This window comes from Paraburkholderia sp. SIMBA_030, from assembly GCF_046535245.1.
GTDB lineage: Bacteria > Pseudomonadota > Gammaproteobacteria > Burkholderiales > Burkholderiaceae > Paraburkholderia.
Window position 1 is genome coordinate 1 of sequence record NZ_JAWRXB010001593.1, and the last position, 237, is coordinate 237.

The 237-nt window shown below is 32.1% G+C and carries 1 protein-coding gene; it reads right to left on the reverse strand.

Annotated features, from left to right (window positions below; translation table 11 throughout):
* The coding region (locus SB772_RS45380; RefSeq protein ID WP_410839200.1) for a hypothetical protein at positions 1–237 on the reverse strand (237 nt) is incomplete at both ends.

The window sequence follows — 237 nt, forward strand, 5'->3', positions numbered from 1 at the left end:
GGTACCATCCAAATAAGCTACAGAAAAAAATATTAATGAGTTATAACTATTCTCAAAACAATCTGAGGGCTGTACCTCTTTTCCGATCTCTTTTTCGTCTCCGACTCTCCCAAAAGCAGCTTCAATTTTCAACCCCATTTTTCTAAACTTTTCTTGATTGTTTCTTATTTTGTTTAATGCGATTCGTTCAAATTGTTTTTCTATTTGTAAGATTTCTTTCTGTGTAATAGAATTCAG